This is a genomic window from Streptomyces sp. Inha503, from assembly GCF_047215865.1.
Taxonomy (GTDB): Bacteria; Actinomycetota; Actinomycetes; order Streptomycetales; family Streptomycetaceae; genus Streptomyces; species Streptomyces lycopersici.
In genome coordinates, this window is sequence record NZ_CP178360.1 from 2,714,723 (window position 1) to 2,731,621 (window position 16,899).

The following is a 16,899-nucleotide window of genomic DNA, read 5'->3' on the forward strand; positions in this document are numbered from 1 at the left end:
ATCCGAGTCTGGGCACCCTCGATCCGGATCGGCTGTCAAAGCTGGACGAGAGCGGGCGCCACGTCGGCGGAGACCCTCCGACCAAGGAGAGCCTCCTGCACCTGGCGCTGTACAGACAGCGACGGGACGCCGGTGGCATCGTTCACCTGCACTCGACCTACGCGGCGGCGGTGTCCTGCATGGAGGGGCTCGATCCGGTCGAGTGTGTTCCACCGCTCACCGCCTATTTCGCCATGAGGATCGGCCGGCTGCCCCTCGTCCCCTACTACCGGCCCGGTGACCCGGCGCTGGCCACCGCGATCTACGACCTCGCCGCCCGTTACCACGCGATCCTGCTTGCCAACCACGGGCCGATCGTCAGCGGCACGACTCTTTCCTGGACCCGCGTACCGCACCGCATGGCCGACTGCCATACCCGACAACAGTTCCTGAGAGGACAGCGATGACTGATATCGAGCTCCAGCACCGTATGGTGTGGGCGGACGACCTCCGGTTCCACATCGTGGAAGCCGGCGAAGGACCCACGATCGTGTTGGTCGCCGGTTTCCCGCAGAGCTGCTACGCGTGGCGTCGCCTGATGCCGCTGCTCGCGGACCGCTTCCATGTGATCGCCGTCGACCTCCCTGGACAAGGGGACTCCGATAAGCCGGTGGACGGCTACGACACCCTGACGACCGGCAAGCGGCTCCGCTCGCTGCTGAAGGTCCTCGGCGAGGACCGGTACCTGCTGGTCGGGCACGACATCGGTGCCTGGGTGGGATACGCCTACGCCCATCAGTTCGCCGCCGACCTCCGGGGTGTGGTGCTCCTCGACGGCAACATCCCGGGTGTCACGCTACGGCCGACGATCACGCTCGGCCCGGACAACTGGCGGAACTGGCACTTCCTGTTCAACCCGATCCCCGACCTGCCCGAGGCACTGCTCCAGGGACGCGAGCGCATCCTCATCGAATGGTTCTTCAGCCGTAAGACCGCCAACTGGCGAACCACTTTCAGCAAGGCCGACATCGACGAGTACGAGCGCGCGTACCAGACCCCGGGCGGACTACGGGGCATGCTCGGCTACTACCGAGCAGTCCTGGAGGACATCGAGCAGAACACCCCCCTGATGCAGAAGAAGATCGACGTCCCCGTGCTCGCCCTCGGCGGTGAGGTCGGTTCCGCGCCCGACCTGTACGAGAGGATGCAGCCGCTGGGCCGCAACGTGCGCGGCGGCGTCATCGCAGGCAGCGGTCACTACATCCCGGAGGAAGAGCCCGAGGCACTCGCACGGGAAATCTCCGACTTCGCCAACAGCCTCAACGCCTAGGGAGTAGACGATGACAACAGCGAACAAGGCAGCATCCGCCCCCAGCGGTTATGTGACCCCGCTTGTGGTGCATGAGGGCTTCGCGTATGTCAGCGGCCAGCTTCCCCGGAAGGACGGCGGGATCGCGTATCACGGGAAGGTGGGAGCGGATGTCGACCTGGACTCCGCGCGCGAGGCGGCACGGCTCTGCGCACAGGCGTGCCTCAACGTCCTGAACCGGGAACTCACCGGAGGACACCGACTCCAGCGCATCCTCAAGATAACGGGATTCGTCGCCTCGGGACCGGACTTCACCGCGCATGGAAGGGTCATCGACGCGGCGTCGGAAGTCTTCATCGAAACCCTCGGCCAGGCCGGGCGGCACGCCCGCAGCGCCATCGGAGTGGCTCAACTCCCGCACGGCGCCTGCGTCGAGATCGAAGTCGTCGCCGCGGTCACTGGTCCGTGACCACAGTGGACAAGGGATTGCGCTTCTGCGCGAACCTGGGCTGGCTCTTCGGTGATGTGCCCTTTGAGGAACGCTTCACCGCCGCGGCCGAGGCCGGATTCAGTGCCGTCGAGTATGCGTCGCCGTACGGCCATTCACCGCTCACGCTGCGACGCCGTTTGCAGGAGGCGGGACTGTGCCAAGCGCTGATCAACAGCCCGGTGGGGCCTCGGGGAACTCCCACATTCGCGGGAACGGCGTGTCTGCCCGACCGGGTGCAGGCGTTCCGCGACGGCATGACCAGGGCGCTTGACTACGCGGTCGAGCTGGAGTGCCCACTGGTCCACCTGCGCGCCGGAGTAAGGCCATCAGAGGTCCAGTGGGACACGGCCTTCTCGCAATACGTCACAAACGTCGCATGGGCCGCGCAGCTCGCCTCCACGGCCGGTGTCCGGCTGGTCCTGGAGGCGGTCAACTCCCGCGACATTCCTGGATACCTCGTGAATACCCAGGAGCAGGTCGCGGGTGTGGTAGATGCCATCGGCAGCGACCAGGTCGGCATGCTCTTCGACGTCTACCACTGTCAGGTTCAGCAGGGCGACATCACCACCCGGCTGGAGACGTTCCTGCCGTCGATCGCGCACCTCCAAGTCGCGGACGTGCCCGGGCGGGCAGAGCCCGGCAGCGGGGAGATCGCCTGGGACTTCGTCTTCGACCGGTTGCGGTCTCTCGGTTACATGGGCCGGATCGGCTGCGAGTACCGCCCCGCGAACGGTACCGCCGAGGGGCTCGGGTGGCTGACGCGGTTCGTCCATACAGAGGAAGGGTGAAGGAGCCATGCGCGGACAGGACTCCGCTGGTAGGCAGGTATCCCTCTTCAGCACCCTGGCGGTTCAAGCCGCCCTGGAACAGCGATTGCTCAGAGAGTTCACCGAGGAGACGGGCATCGGCGTCCAGCCGGACTTCGATCCGACATCGGTGCTGCTGGAGCGTATCAACTCCGGAGAGGTCCCCGATGTCCTGATCGCCGTTACCGATGACATCCGGCAATTGTCGGCTCAGGGAACCGTCGACGGTCGGGCGCGCCTGCCGGTTGCCAGAACGGGCATCGGACTCGCCGTCCGGGCGCGGACGCCGCGACCGCCGATCGCGACCGTCGACGACCTGGTGCGGACATTGCTCGACGCCCGTTCGGTCGCCTACTCCAGAACGGGGGCCAGCGGCATCTACTTCGCTCAGTTGCTGGGCCGACTCGGCATCGCGGAGGCGGTGAACGCACGGGCCACGATCGTGCAGAAGGGCTTCGCCGCCGCCACCTTGCTGGATGGCAGGGCGGACCTGGCGGTGCAGCAGGTGAGTGAGTTGATGACCGTTCCCGGCGTCGATGTGGTGGGTCCCTTCCCCGCCGACGCGGCGCACGACACCGAGTTCAGCATCGCGCCGTCCACGGCTGCGGCGGGGTGGTCCCCCGCGTCGGAGTTGGTGTGCTTTCTCGGCTCCGAGCGGGCACGTACGGCTTACGGGGCATTCGGTCTCACGGCCCCGCTGCCGGTGAGGCACTTCTCCACCGGCCGCCCACGGACATCTTCGGAATTCAGCTGAAACATGCGCACTGCTTCCGGGGACCACCGCACCACCCTGTAGCGGCGCCAGTCGCACTCCTCGCACCCCAGTGCGTCACAAGCCGACCGGTGTCGGCAGCAGTCAGCGCGAGAGCACCCGGGATGCGCGAGACCGAACACTCGCCGCAGCCGAGGCTTTCGCGCACTCGCCCGGCATGATCGAAGCCCTGTCCGACCGGAATCCCACGCACGTGCTACAGCCGCTCGCCGAGGCTGCCCGGAAGGACGCCCGCCTCGACTACATCGTGGTGTGGAACACGGCTGGGATCCGGTACACCCACCCCGACCCCAAGAAGATCGGGAAGCACATCGTCGGCCCGTACGAGGAAACACTCGAACAGCTGCCGGTGGTGCTGGGTTCGGGGGCCGGTGCACTCCTTCTCGCCTCGGGCAGTTCCGTGCTGGCGAGCCGGCGGCTGCGACGGCAGACGCACGGCCTGGGCGCGGCCGAGATCACACGGATGTACGACCACCACAACGCCGTACTGCACGCGGTCCGCGAAGGGGTGGTGATCGTCCGGGGCGACGGGCGGCTGCTGCTGGCCAACGAAGGAGCCACGGGGGCCACCTGTCTGTACGCCATCTACGATCCGGTCTCCGGCCGATGCACCATGGCACGGGCCGGACACCCGGGACCCGCCATCGTCCGTCCCGATGGCGCCGTGGAATTCCCCGATGTGCCCGCCGGCCTGCCCCTCGGCCTCGGGGGCCTGCCCTTCGAGGCCGTCGAACTCCAGCTTGCCGAAGGCAGCCAAGTCGCCCTCTTCACCGACGGCCTCGTCGAAGACCGCCACCGCGACATCGACGTGGGCCTCGAACTCCTCGGCCGCGGCCCTGGCAGGCCATCCGGACCGCAGCATGGACGACACCTGCCAGGCGGTACTGGACGCACTGGTACCCGACGATCCGAGCGATGACATCGCACTGCTGATGGCCCGAACCCGCATGCTCGCCTCCACACAGGTCACCACCTGGGACGTACCCGCCGACCCTGCCGCCGTCGCCTCCATCCGCAGCCGGGTCGCCCGGCAGCTGGCCGACTGGGGGCTGGAGGAGACCGCCTTCACGACCGAGCTGATCCTCAGCGAGTTGGTCACCAACGCCATCCGCTACGGCAGCGAACCCATCACCGTTCGCCCTCTGTACAGCGTTGGGGAACCCGCTACACGCCGAACGGCAAGGTGATCTGGGCCGAGCAGACTCTCGACGACGGCGCGGCAGGCACACATGGGACGGTGGAGTCCCTCTTGGAGCAGTGGCAGGATCCGCTCCTGTGACCAAGGACTGGCCGGCGAGGTGTGCGACTTCTTCGCGGCACAGGCAAGGCTCGTAGCCATCGTCGCCCAGAGACAGCGGGTGAGCATCGCCCTGTCAGTCCTAGGCAGAAGCGGCCTCTCGTGCCAACAGCGGGTGGAGGGCACGGTGATGTCGAGGCGACCGCGATCCGCAGCCGCCATTCTCGAGGAGCGTCACCGTGCATCAATCCAATGGGCCACGAGGCCCTGGCGGCCGCCGCCTGGGCGGAAAGACCGCCCTGGTCACCGGGGCACCGCACCCATCCCCGTCTCCACCTCCCGCACCACCGTCTCGCTACAGTCCGCCGACGGGCAGACAGCGATCACCTGGCAGGGCGGTTACGGCGTCGCGGACAGTGCCGCCGCGGATCTCGTCACCCGTGTCAACCGCGAGGTGGTCTGGCCCGCGACCGCCCAGGCACTGAAGACCGCGCTCGACCACTGAGCTCGCTTGCGCGTCACCCATATCTCTTACGTTTGGAGAACACCATCATGTCGTCCCACCCCAATCACCACCCCGCGCCCGTGACCATCCAGGCCCGCCGGCTGGAGGATAAGGTCATCCTGATCACCGGCGCGTCCGCCGGCATGGGCGAGGCCGCCACGCGTCGCTTCGCCGCCGAGGGGGCACACGTCGTGGCCGGCGCCCGGCGCACCGACCGCCTCCAGGCGCTGGCGGCCGAGCTGTCGACCGCCGACAACCAGGTCATCGCCGTGCCGCTCGATGTGACCGACGAGGCCACGGTGGAAGCCGCCGTAGCCACTGCGGTCAAGCGGTTCGGTCGCCTCGACGGCGCGCTCAACAGCGCCGGCATCACCAGCGACGGCACACCACTGCACGAGAAGAACACCGATATGTACGACCGGGTCATGGAGGTCAACGCCAAGGGCGTCTTCTTGTCCATGAAGCACGAGATCCCCGCGCTGCTCGCCGCCGGGGGCGGCTCGATCGTCAATGTCTCCTCCATCGGCGGCATGGTGGGAGTGGCGGGCATCTCGGAGTACGTCGCGTCGAAGTGGGCCGTCAACGGGCTCACCAAGAGCGCGGCCCTGGAACTGGCCTCCTCCAACGTGCGCGTCAACTCCCTCGCACCGGGCTCCACCCGCACCGAGATGTGGGACATGCTCCCCATAGAATTCCAGGAGCACCTGGCCGCCAAGTCCCCGATGAACCAGATCGCCCTGGCCGACGACATGGCCCGCGCCGCCCTGTTCCTGCTGTCCGACGAAAGCCGCTGGACCACCGGCGCGGTCATCCCCGCCGAAGGCGGCCACCACATCGGACGCTGACCAACAGGTGCTCGGGCCCCCGCCACAGCGGGGCCCCCGAGCACCTACCGGCGGGGCCCGGGAGGCAGACTGGCCCGCGCTGTTCGTGGACCAGCAGCGGCGCCGCAACCCCTTCTCCCTGGTTCGGGCCGTGGTCCGGGTGGTGCCCTGACTACGCTGCTGAAGCCCTGTACTGGGACCGAGTGGGGACAACCCCACCCCGCATGCTGCTGTCGGCCGGATCGCCCCACGGAGACATCTCATGACCGAGCGAGCGCCGGTGTTCCGGGAGTGGCCGTGCGGATCGACGACGGTCATGGGCCCGCTGTCGAGTCCGCCGGGCAGGCCCCCTGGACCGTGGCCGACCACAAACTCGCGGTGGACGACGAGTTCCGTATGGGTTCCAACACCAAGACGCTCGTGGCCACTTTGATCCTGCAATTCGTCGCTGAGCACCAGGTCGACCTGACCGACTCGGTGGACAGTTGGCTGCCCGGCCTGGTCCCCGGCGGACGCGCGATCACTTTACGCATGCTCCTCAACCACACGAGCGGCCTGTACGACTACACCGACGACCCCGCCGGCCTCGCCTCGGTCACCGGCCAGGACCAGCGGCAATGGACCCCCGAAGAACTGCTCGCACTGGCCACCAGGCACCAGGCGCTGTTCACTCCCGGCAAGAAGTGGTCCTACAGCAACACCAACTACATCGCGCTCGGCATGGTGCTCGAGAGGGCCACCGGCCGTAGCGTGGCCGACCTGATCGACGAGCGGATCGTCCGGCCGCTGCGCCGGGGACGTCCTTCGCGGGTCCGAGCCACGACGACCACGTAGACACGACCGGGATCAACCCGAGCTGGGCCTGGGCCGCGGGAGCCGTTGTCTCCACCGCGGCCGACTGGGCGCGCTTCGACACCGCCTTGATGTCCGGCGAATTGCTGCCCCTGGCTCAGCTGAGGCAGATGCGCACCACCGTCCCGGCCTCCGCTCTCTGGCCCGGGGCTCGCTACGGACTCGGCCTGATCAGTACCCCACTGAGCTGCGGGGGCCTCGTCTGGGGCCACGGCGGTGACATCCCCGGCTACGAGACCCGCGGCGGCGCCACCGAAGACGGCCGCGCCGTCTCGGTCACCGTCACCGCGCTGCCCAACGCCCTACCCACCGACCAAGCCGGTCGGCAGACCGCCGCGGACCACGTTGTCGACTTCGTCGACACTGCCCTCTGCGGTAAGTGACCCGCCCCACCGGCGTCGGGTCCTCGCGCCGCTGCCCGGCTCTTCCGTGGTCAGCGCGGCATGTGAACGGGTAGTTCGGTGGCACCCCGGAACATCCACCCGCGGACGATGATTTCGTGATCGGGTTCGAGACGGATACGGGGATGGCGAGCGAACAACTCCTCCAGCGCGATGCGTGCGATCTGCGGTGCGAAGGCACTGCCGGAGCATGCGTGGCGGCCGGTGCCGAAAGCCAGATGGCCATGCGCAGGCCGGTCGAAATCGTAAATCTCCGGCCGGTCGAACTCGGCCTCGTCGTGATTCGCCGAGCCGTAGCACAGCCACACCGTGTCACCCTGACGCAGCCGCACGCCGGACAGCTCAATGTCGCGGTTCGGCACCCTGGAGGCCCCGCTGAACAACGGCGACAACCAGCGCAGCCCCTCTGCGACGGCCTTCGGGAGCAAGGCGGGATTCGCCACGACCCGACCGAGCTGCTCGGGTCGGGTCGTCAGACCCAAGAAGGTGGACCCGCAAGCGTGGCCCGGCTCCTGGAGCCCTCCGAGCAAGATGATCAACAGGGACGGCAGCATGTGCTCGATGCCGCGCACCTCGCCATCGGGCATGCCGTCGTGCAGCCAGTGCGAGATCGCCGATTCGTCCGGCCGGCCGCGGAGCCGTTCAACCATGTCCTCGACAACCTCACGGATCTCCGCCGCGGCGGCGTCGCCCCCTTCGTACGCCTCGGGGTCGACCAGACCGCGCGCCGCCGCGTGGGACAAGCTGTGGAACCAGCGCTGGAGCCGATCGGTACTGATGTGGGTGAAACCGAACCGGTCCGCCACGCAGCGCACGCTGACCGGTTCGAAATAGTCGGCCAGCAGATCAATGTGTGTTCGCCCGGCCAGCTCGTCCAAGCGAGCGCGAACCGCCGCCCGCACGGTGGTGTCCAGGGTCGACTTGAAAGCACGCGGACGCAGTGGCGGGTCGATCACTCGCCGCAGCTCGCCGTGCGTCTGCCCCTCCGCGCTCAGCACGTTGGGCTGACCGAACACGCGATCGTGGCCGGGACTCGTGCCGCCCCGGAAGTGCTCGGCGTCCTCGGCGATCTCGTGACAGTGACGCCAGGTGGTGGCGATCCACGCGTTGAGCGCCGGTATCCAGGCGATCGGCGCCTCCTTGCGCAGCCGGGAGAAGATACGGTCCGCATCGGTTTCCAGTTCGGCCAAGGTCATGTTGTCCAGCCAGGCGACGTCAACGGCCATGGTCATCCTCCTAGAGGTCGAGGGCCAGGTGGGGCGTCAGGGAACGAGAGGTACAGATCATCATCACGTCGCCGGACTCACGCTCGTCGGCGGAGAGAACGTCGTCGCGGTGATCGGGGATGCCCCCCAGCACCGCCGTTTCACATGTTCCGCACGTGCCCGTACGGCAGGAGGACAGGACCTCGACGCCCGCCTCCTCCACGACTTCCAGGATCGACTTGCCCGGCGGAACCGTAAGTGTGTGGCCGGACCGTGCCAGACGGACCTCGAACGCCCCACCCACGGCATCGCCGGCGGGGCTGAACCGTTCGAAGTGGACGGTACTCCCGGGCCGTTCGTCCACGTGCCGCCGAACCGCGTCGAGCAACAACTCCGGTCCACAGCAGTAGACCCTGGTCCCGTTGTCGGCACAACGCAGCGCCGTGGACAGGGGAAGCAAGCCCCGCTCGTCCTCCGGGTACACGTGCACCCGGTCCCCGTACCGGGCCAGCTCGTCCAGGAACGCCATGGAGGCGCGACGCCGCCCTCCGTAGTAAAGCTGCCACTCGGACCCCGAACGCTCCACCTCCGCCACCATGGGCAGGATCGGCGTGATGCCGATCCCGCCCGCGATGAACACGTACCGGCGAGCGGGTATCAGCGGGAAGTCGTTTCGGGGCCCGTCGATACGGAGTACCGACCCCGGGGCGACCACGTCGTGCAGATATCTCGATCCACGGCCGGCCGGCACCCGCAGCACGGCGACGCGCCAAACGCCGCTGTCCACGCCTCCGGTCAGCGAGTATGGACGGGTGAGTCCGGGCTCGAGCGCGATATCGACATGGGCGCCGGGTGTCCACGCTGGTAGGGGGCAGCCATCGGGATCGCTCAGTGTCAAGGCGACGACATTCTCAGCGATGCTTTGTTTATGGGTCACCAACAGGTGCATGAGCGGCTTCTCCCGTCCGACCGCGGTGTGACGACGGCGACCGGAACTCTCTACCGATCGGGCAGGAGCACGACCTTGATAGCCCCAAGGTCATGGGAATCCCGCCCGGCGACGCGGATCGCCGAGTTCGCTTCATGAAGAAGGGGGAACCGGCGGCTGAAGGGGCTCAGGCGTAGACGCCGTGAAGCGCGCTCGGGTCGAGCAGACCCTCGGCCTGACGACGGAGCATATCCGCGACATCCGGTGTCGAGGAGAGCAGAAAACGGCCCTCGCGCAGCCCCTCGACGTAGGCCCGGCCGATCTCCTCCGGCTGCTGGATGCCGTAGGGCACCTTGTCCTCGATGGCTGCCGCACCATCATCGCCCTGATCCACCGGAACTCCGTAGAACTTGACGGTGTTATCGAAATTTGTCGCGGTGTGGTCCGGAGCCAGCAGAGAAACCCCCACTCCTTGGGGCCGCAGCCACTCGGCGAGGCACTGCGTCATACCGACGATCGCGTTCTTGGAAGTGATGTACGGCGCGACCATCGGCGAGATCGGATGCCCGGCGACGACTCCGAGGCTCGATGTCGTGTTGACCACGTGCCCGCGGCTCTTCTTCAGATGGGGCAGGAAGGCCATCACGCCGCGCACCTGGCTCAAGACGTTGAACTGCAACACCCGCTCCCACTCCTCGAGTGGGATCTGGTCAGGAGACCCGGCCACGCCGATACCCGCGTGATTGTGCAGGAGATCCACGCGGCCGAACCGCTCGACCACCCGATCGGCCAGCGCCTGTACATCGCGGTCGCTTGTGACGTCGCAGCGGATACCGACCGACTCATGGCCCAGAGCGCGAATTTCCTCGGCAGCCCGTGCGGCACCCTCGGCATCAATGTCCGCGATCACCACCGTACTGCCCTGGTGGGCGAGCGCGGCGGCGCACGCACGGCCGATCCCACCGGCTCCGGCGGTGATCACCGCTATCTTGCCTGCGAATTCCATGAGTGCTCCTCGTCGTCGAGTGAGACATAGGCTGATGGTTGTGAATCGGTATGAGCGAAGAAGGGGCCAAGCTAGGGGACGACCAGTCCACCGTCTGCCAAGTAGGTCGCACCGGTGACGAAGGACGCGGCGTCCGAGAGCAGGAAGACCGCTACATTGGCGATTTCCTGCGGATCCGCGAGGCGGCCGATCGGGGTCTTGCCAACTATCGCTTCCATCATTTCGTCGGTACTGAGCCAGTCCAACAGCATCCTCGTACGGGTCGCGCCGGGCGCGAGACAATTGACCCGGATGCCGCGGTCCGCGTAGTCGAGCGCCGCGGCCTTGGTCAGTCCGACGACGCCATGCTTGCTGGCGATGTACGGAGAGATGAATTTCTCGCCGATAACGCCACCCACCGATGCCGTGTTGACGATGGCACCACCACCACTGGACAGCATGGCGCTGATCTCGTGCTTGAGGCAGATGAACGTGCCACGCAGATTGACGCCGACCACCCGGTCGAAATCCTCGATGGTCAGTTCGTGCAACGGCCCTTCGGCATGCGCTGCGGCGTTGTTGAAGGCGAGATCGAGGCGACCGTATTGGTCGACCGCGGCCTGCACAAGACTCTCCACGGAGTCCGGGTCGGCGATGTCCGCACAAATACCGGTCGCCTCACCCCCCATCTCCTCGATCTCTTTCACCAGTGCGTCGAGTTCGTCCCGCGAACGCGCTCCGCACACGACCGAGGCCCCTGCCGTGGCGAGGGTCCGCGCCGCGGCGGCTCCAATACCGCGACCGGCCCCGGCGACGATAGCGACACGGTCGCGCAGATCTACCTTGAGCTGAGTGGCTCCGGGTGCTCGCTCAGGAATCATGACGATCCTTTCGATGAGGCCATAAGATCGCCGCCAGGTTCGAAGAACGTATTGGTCCGGCGCACCCAGTGTGTGCTTCAATATGCTGGCGCGCTCATCGACTGGCAGAACGAATAGGCCGTGCAATGTCCTTTTCCAGCATTCTCTGCACTGCGGCCTTGCTCACACCGAACGGTAGGCCCCCGGCATACATAAAGGCAATTATCGCTTTTTCAATGTATACATAAACGACCTCTTATGGCATCCGGGCCCTGGACGACGGACGCACACCGAGGGTAATCGAAGATGCGCCCTTAGTGGCGGTTTACACATGGAACACATGCCACCAGATTGGACATAATGGACGCAGTGTTCTGGGCAGGTAGCATCGCTAATGAGGAGCGAGATGAACGCCTTCAGCGATCATGAGCGAGGCGAAGCGTTCCCGTTCGGCGACGTGGCGGCCGCCCTGGTCGATGGCAACGGCATCGTGCGGGGATGGTCCCGGACGGCCGCGCGACTGCTGGACCGCTCACCCGCGGACGTTTGCGGTCACTCGCTCCGGCGACTGCTCGTCCAGCAGTCGGATCCGACGTGCGGGCCTGGAAGCGCGGGGCAGGCGCTGCTGCGTCATCGTTCCGGCCGCGCGGTTGACGTCGCCTTCGACGTACTGCCGTTGGACGGCACACCCGACCTCCTCGTCCTGGCCGCGCCCACGTTCCGCGTCACCGGCTGGGGGCGGAACGAGGCTGTCGTGCGCGCGCTGCTGGCGCAGGACCGGGTGGGGCTCGGCATCCACGACATGGACCTGATGACCCTCCACAGCAATGTCACCCCCGATATGTTCGGTGGAACCCTGGTGGTCGACAGCCAACTGCGCGAGATCATCTCTGATCCGGACGCCGCGGCGGCACTGCGGCAGGTACTGGTCACCGGCATCCCGATGATCGATCGGAAGCAGCGCGTTCGGACACCCCGCGTGCCCGGCAAAGAATGGTGCTTGTCCCTGTCAGCCTTCAGACTGGAGGATGCGAAGGGGCAGCCCACCGGCCTCGCCACCCTGTTCACCGACATTACCGAGCAGCAGCGCTCCAGCTACCACCTGGATCTGCGCCATGAGGCCGCGACACGGGTCGGCCGTTCCCTCGACGTTCTGCGCACAGCTCAGGACTTGGTTGACGTTCTCGTCCCGGCGCTCGGTGACCTGGCCTGGGTCAGCCTCGCCGAAGCCGTGCTCGAGGGTGACGAACCTCCGAAACTGGCAGGCCCGGGACAGTGGCACCTGCGCAGGGCCGCCGCGGCATCGGTCGGTCCCTGGCCACCCGGGCTCTGGCCCCCCGAACTCGGCGATGAGCCGCCGATGCCGGACGTACCCGTCCTGCGCAGGGTCCAGCACGGCGAGACCGTGGTGGCACCGGACCGGGCGGCCTTCATGGCCATGATCGACTTCGACTCGCAACTGGCCGCGTTCTTGATTCCCGAGCACGGGCACTCGTTGGTGGCGGCACCTCTGTTCGCCCGGGGGCTCGTGCTGGGAGCCGTTGTGGTCTGGCGGACCAGCCGGCCTGAGCCATTTGACCAGGCGGACGCGGAGTTGCTGACGGAGATCGCTACCCGCGGTGCGCTGAGCGTCGACAATGCCCGCCGATACACCCGCGAGCACCGCGAAGCAGTCGTCCTGCAACAGCGCCTGCTTCCCCGCGCCGCCACGGACACTCCAGCGGCCGAAACCACCGGCTTCTACCGGCCCGCCGGAAATGGGGCCGACATCAGCGGAGACTGGTTCGAAGCCATCCCCCTGCCTTCCCTGCGGGTCGCCCTCATCATCGGGGACGTGACCGGTCACGGCCTGCCGGCCACCGCCACGATGGGGCGCCTCCGGGCCGCCATCCATACCCTTGCCGACCTGGAAATGGAGCCGGACGAACTCCTCACGCATGTCGATGACCTCGTCCAGCAACTCGGCAACGAGGCGCCTCAGGGACAGCAGGACACGGTCGGTGCGACCTGCCTCTACGTTGTCTACGATCCCGTCACCGGACGCTGCACGATGGCCAGCGCGGGTCATCCGCCCCCCATCGTGGTCAGGCCCGATGGCACGGTGCGGGACATCGACGTCACCCCTGGGCCTCCCCTCGGGGTGGGGGGCATGCCCTTCGAGGTCGCCGAGACCCATGTGGCGCCCGGATCCATCCTCGCTCTCTACACCGACGGGCTGGTCGAACACGGAGATCACGATCTCGCTGCCGGAATCCAGCAACTGACCGACGACCTCGCCGCCTTTGGTGGCCCAGGTCAGACCCTGGACGACATCGGCCGCTCCCTGCTCACCGGCACCAGCGATGCCCCGGCCCGGGACGACATCGCCCTGCTCCTGGCCCGCACCCGGGCGATCCCGTCGGACAACGTCGCGAGCTGGGAGTTCGCCGCCGACCTGACCCAGGTGGCAAGCGCCCGAGAGGCCACTACCCGCCAGCTCGCGGCCTGGGGGCTGGACGTGGAGGACGTCGCGTTCACCACCGAATTGCTGGTGAGTGAGCTGGTCACCAATGCCATCCGCTACGCCGGCGGGCCGGTGGGGCTGCGGCTCATCCGCGAGGACGTGTTGGTATGCGAGATCTCCGACCCCAGCAACACTCAGCCGCGGCTGCGCCGGGCTCGTACCACCGACGAGGGAGGTCGCGGCCTGTTCCTCGTGGCCCAGCTCGCGTCCCGCTGGGGCTGCCGGTACGGGCATACCGGAAAGACCATCTGGACCGAACAGCCCCTTGCTGCCGCCGGCGCTAGGACTGAACGGTGACGGAGAGCAGTCCGTCGGCATGCAGGCGCCGAAGCTCCTTCTTGTCGAACTTGCCAACCGACGTACGCGGCACCTCAGTCACGAAGGCCCAGCGTTCCGGCAGCTGCCAGCGTGCGATACGGCTGCTGAGGAACTCCCGCAGTTCGTGTGTCGTGACGTCATGGCCCGGTGCCGCGACGACCACGGCCAGCGGCCGCTCGCCCCACCTGTCGTCGGGCACCCCGACCACGGCCGCCTCGGCGACCGCCGGGTGGCCCATGAGGTGATTCTCCAGTTCGACGGAGGAGATCCACTCGCCACCGGACTTGATGACGTCCTTGGCCCGGTCGGTGAGTGTCAGATAACCGTCCGGCGAGATGCGTCCCACGTCGCCCGTGCGCAGCCAGCCGGAGTCGAACTTGTCAGGGTCGGGTTCCCCGTCGCCGATGTAGGTCGCCGTGATCCATGGGCCTCGTACCAGGAGCTCTCCCACCGATGCGTCGTCCCAGGGGAGTTCGGCGCCGGTGTTGTCGATGATTTTGGCTTCCACCGGTGCCAGGAAGCGGCCTTGGGTCAGCCGGTACGTGCGCTCGGTATCGCCGTGGGCAGTGGCCGGTGGCCGGGCGATGGTGCCCAGCGGCGACATCTCCGTCATTCCCCAGGCCTGAAGCGCGGTCACGCCGTGCTCTTCGGCGAACGCCCGCATCAGGGAGTCGGGCATGGCCGAGCCACCGACGACGGCTTCCCGCAAGGAGGACAGATCGGTCCCGGGTTGCCGGCGCGCGTACTGCAACAGACCGCTCCATACAGTCGGGACGCCGGCGCCCTTGTTGGGACGAACCGCCTGGATGAACTGGGCCAGTGGTTCCGGCGAGAGGAACCGGTCGGGCATGGCCAGCGAGGCGCCGGTCAGGAATGCCGCGTACGGCAGTCCCCAGGCCATGACGTGAAACTGCGGGACGATGGCCAGTACCAGGTCCCGTTCCGAGAGTCCGAAGGCGTCCGGCAGTGAACTCGCCAGCGCGTGCAGGTAGACGGAACGATGGCTGTACACCACTCCCTTCGGGTCGCCGGTGGTGCCCGAGGTGTAGCACATGGCGGCCGGGGCGTTCTCGTCGATGTCGGGCCACGCGTAGGAGACGGGCGCGTTGGCGGTCAGTTCCTGATACGAGTGCACCGCGACGCCCAGGCCGTCCAGGGGCGAGAGGTCCGCGGGGCCATTGACGATGACGTGCTCGATGGCCTTGCTTCCCGGCAGGATGGACACCAGCGTCCCGACCAGGGTGTTGTCGACGATCACGACCTTGTCCTGGGCGTGGTCGGCGATGTACTCCACCTGCTCGGGGAACAACCGGATGTTCAATGGGTGCACGATGGCCCCCATCGCCGGCACGGCGAAGTAGACCTCCGCGTGCTCCTGGTTGTTCCACATGAAGGTGGCCACGCGGTCGCCGCCGCGCACTCCGAGGCTGTGCAGGGCATGCGCCAGACGTGCGGCGTTCCGGCCTGTTTCGGCGAAGGTGGCGGACCGCGGGCCGTGCGGGCCCGCTGTGACGATCCGCGAGTCCCCATGGATGCGGGAACCGTGTTCGAGAAGTCTGCGGATCTGGAGCCCGACTCCCTGCATGGTGCTGTGCACTGCGTTTCTCCGATCGGCTTGGGGCCCGCACAGGGGGTTGGCCCGGTGATCACGGGGGCGGGGGCGTCGGCCCTGGCTGGTCACACCGGATCTCTGACGACGTTGAGGCTGATCGGCTGCCCGGACTCCCGCCGGGGATGCGGCAGGAGGACGATGAGCAGCGCTCCGACCGCCGCGGGCAGCGCGAAGGCGTAGAAGTTCCACGCCGACGGCAGGTGGGAGTCCAGCAGCACTCCTCCGTACAGAGGGCCGGCGATCCCGCCCAGGCGGCCCAGGGCGAGGGCGGTGCCGAGTGCGGTCGCCCTGAACTCGGCCGGGTATCTGCCGGCGATGTACACATTGAGCAGGATCTGGGTGCCCAGGCTGCCGATACCGGCAAGTACGACGGCGATGTACACCAGCAGCATCGACAGGGGCTGGCTCAGCGTGGCGACGCCCACGACGGCCGTCAGGAAAGAGATGATCACTGTCCGCCGAGAGCCGATCCGGTCAGCCAACTTGCCCATGACGACGGGACCGACGGCCGTGCCCAGATTGAGGACGACGAGGAAGGTCAGTGCCGATCCGAGGGGGTATCCCGCGGTTCGCATGAGGACGGGCAGCCAGGTGGACAGGCCGAAGACCACCAGCAGCGCGCTGAACATCGCCGCGCCGAAGGTGATTGTCGTGAGGAGGTAGGGGCGGGTGAACAGTACGGCGAAGCGCCGTAGACCGGAGTACTCGGCCGCCGCCTGCCCGGCTGTGGGCAGATCCGCCGAACGGGGCAGATGGAAGTGGGCGAGGGGCAGCACGATCAGCGCGGCCAGCCCCCCGGCCAGGAACTCGAAGCGGAAGCCCAGGCCGGGTACGAGAGTGGCGGCGATGACGGCGGCCAGGGCGCCCCCGACTCCCGCTCCGGCGAAGGCCAGGGTGGTGTAGAGATTGCGGCGGTGGTCGGGGGCATGCTCGTAGACGAGTGCCGCGACGGTGGGCAGTACTCCTCCGACACCGAGCCCGACCGCGAATCGGCTGACGCCGAAGAGCTCCGCGTTCGGCGCCATTCCGCAGGCGAGCATCGCCCCCGAGAACAGGGAGACGCTGATGAGGACGAGCCGTCGGCGGCCGATCAGGTCCGCGGCCCATCCCATGAGGAGAGCGCCGAAGAGCATGCCGATGGGGGTGAGGCTGCCGAGGAAGCCTGCCTGACGGGACGTCAGTCCCCAGCCGGAGTCCGCCAGAAGGTGCGGCAGGGTGGCGCCGAAGGCGATGACGTCGTAGCCCTCGAGGACCATGCACACAGCGCACAGCGAGAGGACGGCCGGGGTGCGGGGAGCCGTCTGGGGCATGGA

The 16,899-nt window shown here is 67.5% G+C and carries 13 protein-coding genes and 3 pseudogenes; 10 read left to right on the forward strand and 6 right to left on the reverse strand.

The window, feature by feature from the left end; translation table 11 throughout:
- Positions 1–8 precede the first annotated feature (8 nt).
- The 9 genes and pseudogenes from ACJX2R_RS10930 (at position 9) to ACJX2R_RS10970 (ending at position 7,157) form a co-directional block, all read left to right on the forward strand.
- Positions 9–446: a class II aldolase/adducin family protein gene (locus tag ACJX2R_RS10930; RefSeq protein ID WP_413105820.1), complete on the forward strand. Its 438-nt coding sequence runs from the start codon at positions 9–11 to the stop codon at positions 444–446.
- Positions 443–1,309 carry an alpha/beta fold hydrolase gene (locus tag ACJX2R_RS10935; protein WP_413099922.1) on the forward strand — a complete coding sequence of 289 codons (867 nt, stop codon included), beginning with the start codon at positions 443–445 and terminating at the stop codon, positions 1,307–1,309. The genes ACJX2R_RS10930 and ACJX2R_RS10935 overlap by 4 nt, the downstream gene beginning before the upstream one ends.
- Before the next feature lie 10 nt (positions 1,310–1,319).
- Positions 1,320–1,757, forward strand: coding sequence for a RidA family protein (locus ACJX2R_RS10940; RefSeq protein ID WP_413099923.1), 438 nt, complete (start codon positions 1,320–1,322; stop codon positions 1,755–1,757).
- Entirely contained in the window at positions 1,754–2,566 is an 813-nt protein-coding gene (locus ACJX2R_RS10945; protein ID WP_413099924.1) for a hydroxypyruvate isomerase family protein, read from the forward strand. The genes ACJX2R_RS10940 and ACJX2R_RS10945 overlap by 4 nt, the downstream gene beginning before the upstream one ends.
- Positions 2,567–2,573: 7 nt before the next feature.
- The gene (locus ACJX2R_RS10950; protein ID WP_413099925.1) at positions 2,574–3,338 is read left to right on the forward strand and encodes a molybdate ABC transporter substrate-binding protein; all 765 of its coding nucleotides are present in this window, start codon (positions 2,574–2,576) and stop codon (positions 3,336–3,338) included.
- A gap of 70 nt (positions 3,339–3,408) precedes the next feature.
- Positions 3,409–3,693 (forward strand): annotated as a pseudogene (locus ACJX2R_RS10955) (hypothetical protein); the annotation flags it as partial.
- A 78-nt stretch (positions 3,694–3,771) separates the two neighbouring features.
- A pseudogene (locus tag ACJX2R_RS10960) lies at positions 3,772–4,635 on the forward strand (SpoIIE family protein phosphatase); the annotation flags it as partial.
- 495 nt (positions 4,636–5,130) lie between these two features.
- A complete protein-coding gene (locus ACJX2R_RS10965) occupies positions 5,131–5,943 on the forward strand; it encodes an SDR family NAD(P)-dependent oxidoreductase (RefSeq protein ID WP_137969203.1) in 813 nt (270 codons plus the stop codon).
- Positions 5,944–6,219: 276 nt separating this feature from the next.
- Positions 6,220–7,157 (forward strand): annotated as a pseudogene (locus tag ACJX2R_RS10970) (serine hydrolase domain-containing protein).
- Between the two features lie 50 nt (positions 7,158–7,207).
- On the opposite strand, the gene ACJX2R_RS10975 reads toward ACJX2R_RS10970, so the two are convergent.
- The 4 genes from ACJX2R_RS10975 to ACJX2R_RS10990 all read right to left on the reverse strand — a co-directional run bounded on the left by ACJX2R_RS10975 (position 7,208) and on the right by ACJX2R_RS10990 (position 11,174).
- Complete coding sequence (locus ACJX2R_RS10975) at positions 7,208–8,401, reverse strand: cytochrome P450 (protein WP_413099926.1); 1,194 nt, start codon at positions 8,399–8,401, stop codon at positions 7,208–7,210.
- A 10-nt stretch (positions 8,402–8,411) separates the two neighbouring features.
- The gene (locus tag ACJX2R_RS10980) at positions 8,412–9,329 is read right to left on the reverse strand and encodes a PDR/VanB family oxidoreductase (protein WP_413099927.1); all 918 of its coding nucleotides are present in this window, start codon (positions 9,327–9,329) and stop codon (positions 8,412–8,414) included.
- Positions 9,330–9,495: 166 nt separating this feature from the next.
- Positions 9,496–10,314: an SDR family oxidoreductase gene (locus ACJX2R_RS10985; RefSeq protein ID WP_413099928.1), complete on the reverse strand. Its 819-nt coding sequence runs from the start codon at positions 10,312–10,314 to the stop codon at positions 9,496–9,498.
- Between the two features lie 71 nt (positions 10,315–10,385).
- Positions 10,386–11,174 carry an SDR family NAD(P)-dependent oxidoreductase gene (locus tag ACJX2R_RS10990; protein WP_413099929.1) on the reverse strand — a complete coding sequence of 263 codons (789 nt, stop codon included), beginning with the start codon at positions 11,172–11,174 and terminating at the stop codon, positions 10,386–10,388.
- A 385-nt stretch (positions 11,175–11,559) separates the two neighbouring features.
- On the opposite strand from ACJX2R_RS10990, the gene ACJX2R_RS10995 reads away from it, so the two are divergent.
- Entirely contained in the window at positions 11,560–13,953 is a 2,394-nt protein-coding gene (locus ACJX2R_RS10995; protein WP_413099930.1) for a SpoIIE family protein phosphatase, read from the forward strand.
- On the opposite strand, the gene ACJX2R_RS11000 is transcribed toward ACJX2R_RS10995, so the two are convergent.
- On the reverse strand, positions 13,937–15,571 hold the full coding sequence (locus tag ACJX2R_RS11000) for a long-chain fatty acid--CoA ligase (protein ID WP_413099931.1): 1,635 nt from the start codon (positions 15,569–15,571) through the stop codon (positions 13,937–13,939). The two genes, ACJX2R_RS10995 and ACJX2R_RS11000, sit on opposite strands and share 17 nt — an antisense overlap.
- Positions 15,572–15,651: 80 nt before the next feature.
- Positions 15,652–16,896, reverse strand: coding sequence for an MFS transporter (locus ACJX2R_RS11005; protein ID WP_413099932.1), 1,245 nt, complete (start codon positions 16,894–16,896; stop codon positions 15,652–15,654).
- Positions 16,897–16,899 lie beyond the last annotated feature (3 nt).

What these genes read in the sequence shown, in the direction of transcription:
- ACJX2R_RS10975 (WP_413099926.1), bottom strand. Translation starts at nt 8,401, where the DNA reads ATGGCCGTTGACGTCGCCTGGCTGGACAACATGACCTTGGCCGAACTG.
- ACJX2R_RS10995 (WP_413099930.1), top strand. Translation starts at nt 11,560, where the DNA reads ATGAACGCCTTCAGCGATCATGAGCGAGGCGAAGCGTTCCCGTTCGGC.
- ACJX2R_RS10950 (WP_413099925.1), top strand. Translation starts at nt 2,574, where the DNA reads ATGCGCGGACAGGACTCCGCTGGTAGGCAGGTATCCCTCTTCAGCACC.
- ACJX2R_RS10935 (WP_413099922.1), top strand. Translation starts at nt 443, where the DNA reads ATGACTGATATCGAGCTCCAGCACCGTATGGTGTGGGCGGACGACCTC.
- ACJX2R_RS11005 (WP_413099932.1), bottom strand. Translation starts at nt 16,896, where the DNA reads ATGCCCCAGACGGCTCCCCGCACCCCGGCCGTCCTCTCGCTGTGCGCT.
- ACJX2R_RS10940 (WP_413099923.1), top strand. Translation starts at nt 1,320, where the DNA reads ATGACAACAGCGAACAAGGCAGCATCCGCCCCCAGCGGTTATGTGACC.
- ACJX2R_RS10990 (WP_413099929.1), bottom strand. Translation starts at nt 11,174, where the DNA reads ATGATTCCTGAGCGAGCACCCGGAGCCACTCAGCTCAAGGTAGATCTG.
- ACJX2R_RS10980 (WP_413099927.1), bottom strand. Translation starts at nt 9,329, where the DNA reads ATGCACCTGTTGGTGACCCATAAACAAAGCATCGCTGAGAATGTCGTC.
- ACJX2R_RS10985 (WP_413099928.1), bottom strand. Translation starts at nt 10,314, where the DNA reads ATGGAATTCGCAGGCAAGATAGCGGTGATCACCGCCGGAGCCGGTGGG.